The sequence below is a fragment of the Streptomyces sp. ISL-94 genome, from assembly GCF_018614075.1.
Taxonomy (GTDB): domain Bacteria; phylum Actinomycetota; class Actinomycetes; order Streptomycetales; family Streptomycetaceae; genus Streptomyces.
In genome coordinates this window covers 89723-96720 of sequence record NZ_JAGGOZ010000005.1, presented here as the reverse complement: position 1 = coordinate 96720, position 6998 = coordinate 89723, and the positions used below count along the sequence as shown (strand labels likewise).

At 68.7% G+C, this 6998-nt stretch carries 7 protein-coding genes; 4 read left to right on the top strand and 3 right to left on the bottom strand.

The annotated features are described in order from the left end of the window. Window positions 1-340: 340 nt before the first annotated feature. The gene (locus J7E94_RS01635) at window positions 341-982 is read right to left on the bottom strand and encodes a DNA-3-methyladenine glycosylase (RefSeq protein WP_215011629.1); all 642 of its coding nucleotides are present in this window, start codon (window positions 980-982) and stop codon (window positions 341-343) included. A 97-nt stretch (window positions 983-1079) separates the two neighbouring features. Between J7E94_RS01635 and J7E94_RS01630 the strand changes: the two genes are divergently transcribed. The 4 genes from J7E94_RS01630 to J7E94_RS01615 all read left to right on the top strand — a co-directional run bounded on the left by J7E94_RS01630 (window position 1080) and on the right by J7E94_RS01615 (window position 5020). Further along, on the top strand, window positions 1080-1862 hold the full coding sequence (locus J7E94_RS01630) for a sporulation protein (protein ID WP_215011627.1): 783 nt from the start codon (window positions 1080-1082) through the stop codon (window positions 1860-1862). A gap of 133 nt (window positions 1863-1995) precedes the next feature. Beyond that, on the top strand, window positions 1996-3642 hold the full coding sequence (locus J7E94_RS01625) for an IS1182 family transposase (protein ID WP_215011625.1): 1647 nt from the start codon (window positions 1996-1998) through the stop codon (window positions 3640-3642). Window positions 3643-3833: 191 nt separating this feature from the next. After that, window positions 3834-4367: a YbhB/YbcL family Raf kinase inhibitor-like protein gene (locus J7E94_RS01620; RefSeq protein WP_215011639.1), complete on the top strand. Its 534-nt coding sequence runs from the start codon at window positions 3834-3836 to the stop codon at window positions 4365-4367. A gap of 149 nt (window positions 4368-4516) precedes the next feature. Continuing rightward, on the top strand, window positions 4517-5020 hold the full coding sequence (locus J7E94_RS01615) for an HNH endonuclease (protein ID WP_215011623.1): 504 nt from the start codon (window positions 4517-4519) through the stop codon (window positions 5018-5020). Between the two features lie 48 nt (window positions 5021-5068). On the opposite strand, the gene J7E94_RS01610 is transcribed toward J7E94_RS01615, so the two are convergent. Continuing rightward, a complete protein-coding gene (locus J7E94_RS01610) occupies window positions 5069-5839 on the bottom strand; it encodes a sulfite exporter TauE/SafE family protein (protein ID WP_215011621.1) in 771 nt (256 codons plus the stop codon). A 102-nt stretch (window positions 5840-5941) separates the two neighbouring features. After that, window positions 5942-6949 carry an SPFH domain-containing protein gene (locus tag J7E94_RS01605; protein ID WP_215011619.1) on the bottom strand — a complete coding sequence of 336 codons (1008 nt, stop codon included), beginning with the start codon at window positions 6947-6949 and terminating at the stop codon, window positions 5942-5944. Window positions 6950-6998 lie beyond the last annotated feature (49 nt).

Below are 6998 nucleotides of genomic sequence, written 5' to 3'. Positions count from 1 at the left end.
TGTACTCACCCGCAGTAACACTTACTGGGGCTTTCCTCCGAGCTTTCGTTCTGTGTTCCCAACTCTACCAGATCATTTCCGCGCCCTGCTTCTCGAAAGTCGCAGTCGGCTTGGATTTGAATCGATGGCCGTTGGGGGGCCTTTGCCTTTCGGCGCTCCGCCACATTAGCGCTTATCCCTTGCGGCTCATAATCGAGCCACCGGCCGGGAATTCGGGCATGCCGAATAAGACCCCGCCAGGGGTAAGTCGTAGGGAGTGGGTTGGCCGCTCCGGGGGTCTGCCGATAGCAGTGACCCGTTCAAGCGGCTCGGACTACGTTAGGCGTCCGGCAAAGCCGAGTCAAGTTGAGCGGCGGCGTGGCGCGTGCGCTCGGTACGGGCTCACCGTCGGGTCGTGCGTGATCCAGAAGCGGTAGGGGTGGGCGGCGCCCGCGCCGCCGACGCCCGTGCGGGGGCCGCTGCTCACCTGGTCGGGTGCGGTGGGGATGCCGGTAAGGAGGGACAGGGGGGATTCGGGGCCCGCGCAGAGGTCGGTGCCGTCGAGGGAGCGGTCCACCTCCAGGGCCGTGGCCAGGCGGGCCGGGCCTTTGGCCAGTTCTCGCGGGTATCTGGCGGAAAGACGGCGTTTGGCGGCCAGGTCGGCGCCCACCGTGATCTCGCCGGCCCGTATCAGGACCCCGCTCGCGTGGTCGGGCGGGCCGCACACCAGGTTGAGGCTGAACCACATGCCGTAGATGAAGTAGACGTACGCGTGTCCGGGGGGACCGAACATCGACGCGTTGCGCGCCGTGCGGCCGCGGAAGGCGTGGGAGCCGGGGTCGGACTCCCCCTCGTACGCCTCCACCTCCGTGATGCGCAGTTCGATGGGGCCGTCCGGGGTACGGCGGACCAGGGTCCGGCCGAGGAGGTCCGGGGCCACCGTGAGGACCGGGCGGTCGAAGAAGGACCGGGCCAGGGGCGTACGGTCAGGGCGCGCGCTCATCCGGTCGAGCGTAGTGGAACGCGCGCACCTGCAACCGGGGCCTAAGGTTCCGCGTTGGTAAGGGGTAGTCGCACAAGCCTTCAAGGGGAGTCAGAGCATGGGGTTCAGGAAGCTGTTCGCGAGCCTGGGTGCCGGTGGTGCTTCGGTGGACACGGTCATCACCGAGCCGAACGTCGTGCCGGGAGGCATCGTCCAGGGCGAGGTCCGGATCCAGGGCGGATCCGTGGAGCAGCAGATCGAGGGGCTGTCCGTCGGGCTCCAGGCGCGGGTCGAGGTGGAGGGCGGCGACCAGGAGTACAAGCAGGACGTCGTCTTCACGAAGCAGCGCCTCGGCGGTGCCTTCCAGGTGCAGGCCGGCGCGCTGCACGTGGTGCCGTTCGGGCTGGAGATCCCGTGGGAGACGCCGATCACCCACTTCGGGGGTCAGCACCTGCACGGGATGAACATCGGGGTCAGCACCGAGCTGGAGATCGCGCGGGCGGTCGACGCGGGCGACCTCGACCCGATCAACGTGCACCCGGTGCCGGCGCAGCAGGCGATCCTCGACGCCTTCCGTCAGCTGGGCTTCACCTTCCGCAGTGCGGACATGGAGCGCGGGCACATCCGCGGGACGCGGCAGACGCTGCCCTTCTACCAGGAGATCGAGTTCCTGCCTCCGTCGCAGTACCGGGGGCTGAACCAGGTGGAGCTCACGTTCGTCTCCGACGGCCGGGAGATGGACGTGGTGCTGGAGATGGACAAGAAGCCGGGGCTGTTCAGCGAGGGCAGCGACACCTACCGCTGCTTCCAGGTGGGGCTGCAGTCCTACCAGGGCACCGACTGGGCGGCCTACCTGAACCAGTGGATCGCCTCCGTGGGCTCGCAGCGCAACTGGTTCTGACGCTCGGCGCACGACAAGGGGCCCGGGTCGCGGATGCGGATGCTGTTGGTTTATTCGGGCCCGTGTGTGACGTTGGCTCCCAAGACCTGGTTGTGGTCTTGGGAGCCGACGTTGTCGTATGGGGAGGGTGTCGATGTCGTTGCGGTCGCAGGAGCCGGGTCAGATTCCGGCGGAGACGGTGCGGGTGGCTCGGGCGGCTTTCCGTAAGGGGAGTCTGGCGATCCGGGTCCGGGACGAGCTGGGGCCGCTGTTCACGGACGGGCAGTTCGCGGATCTGTTCCCGTCGCGGGGGAAGCCTGCCTGGTCACCGGGCCGGCTCGCGTTAGTGCTGGTGTTGCAGTTCGTGGAGGGGCTCACCGACCGGCAGGCCGCGGAGGCGGTTCGGGCGAGGATCGACTTCAAGTACGCCCTCGGGTTGGAGCTCGACGATCCGGGCTTCGACTTCTCGGTGCTCTCGGAGTTCCGGGATCGACTGGTCGACGCGGATGCCGGAAGGCAGCTGTTGGACGGCATCCTCGCCGCGGCCCGGGAGAAGAATCTGCTGGCCAGTGGCGGGAAGGCCCGCACCGACTCCACGCATGTGCAGTCGGCGGCCCGCGAGCTGAACTGGCTGGAGATGGTCGCGGAGACGCTTCGGGCGGCGCTGAACGCGCTCGCGGTCGCCGCTCCCGACTGGCTGCGGGAGGTGGCCGACCCGGACTGGTTCCGGCATTGCGCCACCCGGGCCGAGGACTCCCGTTTCCCCAAGGCCCGCACCAAGCGGGACGAGGCGGGCCGGCGGATCGGGGCGGACGGGATGCGGCTGCTCGCGGCCGTGACCTCGCCCGACGCTCCCCCTGGACTGCTGGACGTGGAACAGGTGGAGGTCCTGCGGCAGATCTGGGTGCAGCACTTCCACCTGGTCGAGGGCGAGGTGGTGCGCCGGGACCCAAAAGACCGGCCGCCGGGCGCGATGCGCCTGGTCACCCCCTATGACCCGCAAGCCCGCGGCAGCGTCAAACGCGACACCATGTGGGACGGATACAAAGTCCACCTCACCGAGACCTGCGGAACCGATGGCCCGAACCTGATCACGAACGTGGCCACCACCGTGGCCACCGTTCCCGACAGCGTGATGAGCGAGACGATCCACACCGCTCTCGCGGATCGGGACTGGCTGCCCGGCGAGCACTGGGTCGATGCCGGATACCCCACCGCCGCCGCGCTGGTGGCCGCCCGTCGTGAACACGGCATCGCCCTGCACGGACCGATGGCGGCCAACACCACGGCCCAGACCGGCGGCGCATACGGGCAGGACGCCTTCACCATCGACTTCGACCAACAGCAGGCGACCTGCCCGAACGGTGTCACCAGCACACAGTGGCACCACCGCCACTCACCGCAGGGCCTGCCCGTCATCCGGGTCCGTTTCAGCCCCGCCGACTGCCGCACCTGCCCTCACCTGCGCGAATGCGTCAGCTCTCCCCACGCAGAACGGCGTGAGATCACCCTTCGCCACCGGGAAGAGCACGAGGCCCTCCACGCTGCCCGAAGCGAGCAGCAGACCGAAGCGTGGAAGGACCGCTACAAAATCCGGGCCGGGGTCGAGGGCACTATCTCCCAAGGCGCCCAGCGTTGCGGCCTGCGCAGATCCCGCTACCGGGGCCTGGCCAAAACGAGCCTCCAGCACCAGCTCACCGGCGCCGCCATCAACCTCGTCCGCATCGACGCCCACCTCACCGACACACCCCGAGCCCGCACCCGCACCAGCCACTTCGCAGCACTTCGCCCCGCCGGATAGATCCAGCGGGGCGAAGCAGGGCCCGAATTAACCAACAGCATCCGCGGATGCGGCCCGGGCCCCTTCGGCTGGAGGATCGATGGCAGGAATCGACCTTATGTGGGCGTCAGCGTCCGCAGACCGCATCTGACGGTACGTCCGCCCGTAGGATCCGGGTGATCAGTCTCGCGATCCGAAACAGGAGGTCCATGGTGGCCGAACAGAGCAGGGCACCTCTTCCGCACGACTTCCACCCCGAGGTGCCCTCCTTCACCGTGACGAGCGCGGATCTCGCGCCGGGTGACGATCTGGGTCCCGACCAGCTGAAGTCGGGTGGGAACCGCTCGCCGCAGCTGCGCTGGGAGGGCTTTCCGGAGGGGACCAAGAGCTTCGCCGTGACGTGCTTCGACCCGGACGCTCCCACGGGCAGCGGGTTCTGGCACTGGGTGCTCTTCGATCTGCCGGTCTCGGTCACCGAGCTGCCGGCGGGGGCGGGCGGCGGGAAGTTCGAGGGGCTGCCCGCCGGGGCCGTGCACGTACGGAACGACTACGGGACCAAGGACTTCGGCGGCGCAGCCCCGCCGGCCGGGGAGCGGCACCGGTACGTCTTCACCGTCTACGCGGTGGATCAGGAGAAGCTCGGGCCCGGCGACGACGTGTCTCCTGCCGTGGTCGGGTTCAATCTCCGCTTCCACTCGCTCGGGCGGGCTCAGCTCATCGGCGAGTACGAGGCACCCGCGCACTGATCTTTCTCCGAGCGTTTGCCCGGTCCTGGTCTAAAGAAGGCCTGGACCGGGCATTTTTATTGCGTTGTCCCGCGTGGCGCGCGCGGCCAGAGTGGTTGCGGGCCCTGCCGCCGCTGTGGTCGCGGGCCTGCACACGGGAGGTGGGCGAGATGCGGGACACGCTGGTGCTGAATGCGAGCTTCGAGCCGCTGTCGACGGTGACCTTGAACCGGGCGGTGGTCCTGGTGCTCCAGGACAAGGCCGTCGTCGAACAGTCGCATCCCGATCTGCGTGTGCGTGCGGCCACGATGGACCTCCCGATGCCCCGGGTGATCAGGCTCTGCAGGTATGTCCGGGTGCCCTTTCGAAGACATGCTCCCTGGTCGCGGAGGGGGGTGCTGGTCCGGGACCAGCACCGGTGCGCGTACTGCGGGAAACGCGCGACGACCGTGGACCACGTGCTGCCCCGCGCCCAGGGGGGTGGGGACACCTGGCTGAACACGGTGGCCTCCTGCGCCGAGGACAACCACCGCAAGGCGGCGCGGACTCCGGAGGAGGCGGGGATGCCGCTCCTCCGGAAGCCCTTCGTGCCGTCCCCGGCGGACGCGATGCTGCTTGCTCTGGGTGTGGCCGGGCGGGAGGCGCTGCCTGAGTGGCTGGAGCGCTCCGCCTAGTTTCCCCGCGCGCTGGGCGACGTAGCGTACGCAACTGCGCTACGTCGTTCAGCGGACCAGCAGCTGGACGATGGCGATGATGCCGACGGTCACGATGACCGCGCGCAGGACGGCCGGCGGGAGGCGGCGGCCGACCTTGGCGCCGATCTGGCCGCCGATGGTGGAGCCGACGGCGATGAGGAGGACGGCGGTCCAGTCGAACTCGGCGACGAAGAGGAAGAAGACCGCCGCGATGCCGTTCACCATGGCCGCGATGACGTTCTTGACGGCGTTGATGCGCTGGAGGTCCTCGCGGAGCAGCAGGCCCATGAGGCCGAGGTAGAGCACGCCCTGGGCGGCGCCGAAGTAGCCTCCGTACGCGCTGGAGAGCAGCATTCCGGAGAGCAGTGCCGGGCCGCCGTCGGGGTGGCCGGGCTCGCCTCCCGCGGCTTCCTGGCGCTTGCGCAGGGCGGCGGCGAGCCGCGGCTGGAGGACGACGAGCACGAGGGCGATTCCGATGAGGACCGGCACGATCGTGTCGAAGGAGTCGGACGGCAGGGTGAGCAGCAGGATGGCGCCCGCGAGCCCACCGGCGAGGGATACGGCGCCGAGCCGCAGGATGCGGGCCCGCTGGCCCTGGAGCTCCTTGCGGTAGCCGATGGCTCCGCTGATGGAACCGGGCACCAAGCCGAGGGTGTTGGACACGTTGGCGGTGACCGGTGGCAGACCCGTGGCGAGGAGCACCGGGAAGGTGATCAGGGTGCCGGAGCCGACGATGGTGTTGATCGTGCCTGCGCCGACGCCGGCCGCGAAGACGGCGAGTGATTCCCAAATGGACATGGACATGGACATGGACGGAGCCATCCCCTTTGCGTGAGTGAGTCGCCTCCCCGCCATGAAGGTCGAGGGGTCTCACTGATCATGCCGGAGGGGATGGTCCGCTCAGTCGATGGGGGGCTGTTCGCGGCGGTCGGCGGCGGACCTGTCGGCGGCGTTGCCGCCGTTGTTGCCGTTGTTGCCGTTATTGCCGCCGTCCTTGCCGGAGTTCTGCGGGTTGAAGCCCGAACCGCCGCCCATGGGACCGAAGTTGCCCATGGCGCCGGAGAGGCCCTTGAGGGCGTCGCCGATCTCGCTGGGCACGATCCAGAGCTTGTTGGCGTCGCCTTCGGCGATCTTCGGGAGCATCTGGAGGTACTGGTAGGCGAGGAGCTTCTGGTCGGCGTCGCCGGCGTGGATGGACTCGAAGACCGTACGGATGGCCTGTGCCTCACCCTCGGCGCGCAGGGCGGCTGCCTTGGCGTCACCCTCGGCCCGCAGGATGGAGGACTGCTTCTCACCCTCGGCGCGCAGGATCTCGGACTGCCGGACACCCTCGGCCTGGAGGATCGCGGCGCGCTTGTCGCGGTCGGCGCGCATCTGCTTCTCCATCGAGTCCTGGATGGAGGTCGGCGGCTCGATGGCCTTGAGCTCGACGCGGTTGACGCGGATGCCCCACTTGCCGGTGGCCTCGTCAAGGACCCCGCGGAGCGCCGCGTTGATCTCCTCGCGGGAGGTGAGGGTCCGCTCCAGGTCCATGCCGCCGATGATGTTGCGCAGCGTGGTGACGGTGAGCTGCTCGATGGCCTGGATGTAGCTGGCCACCTCGTACGTCGCGGCGCGGGCGTCGGTCACCTGGTAGTAGATGACGGTGTCGATGTTGACGACCAGGTTGTCCTGGGTGATGACCGGCTGCGGCGGGAAGGGGACGACCTGCTCGCGGAGGTCGATCCGGTTGCGGATCGAGTCGATGAACGGGACGACGATGTTGAGGCCCGCGTTGAGGGTGCGGGTGTAGCGGCCGAAGCGCTCGACGATGGCGGCGCTGGCCTGCGGGATCACCTGGATCGTCTTGACCAGTGCGATGAAGACCAGAACCACCAGAATGATCAGGACGATGATGATCGGTTGCATGCGGTTCCCCGTGCCCTTCCGGCTGTCTGTGCTGCCCCGTTGAACGGAG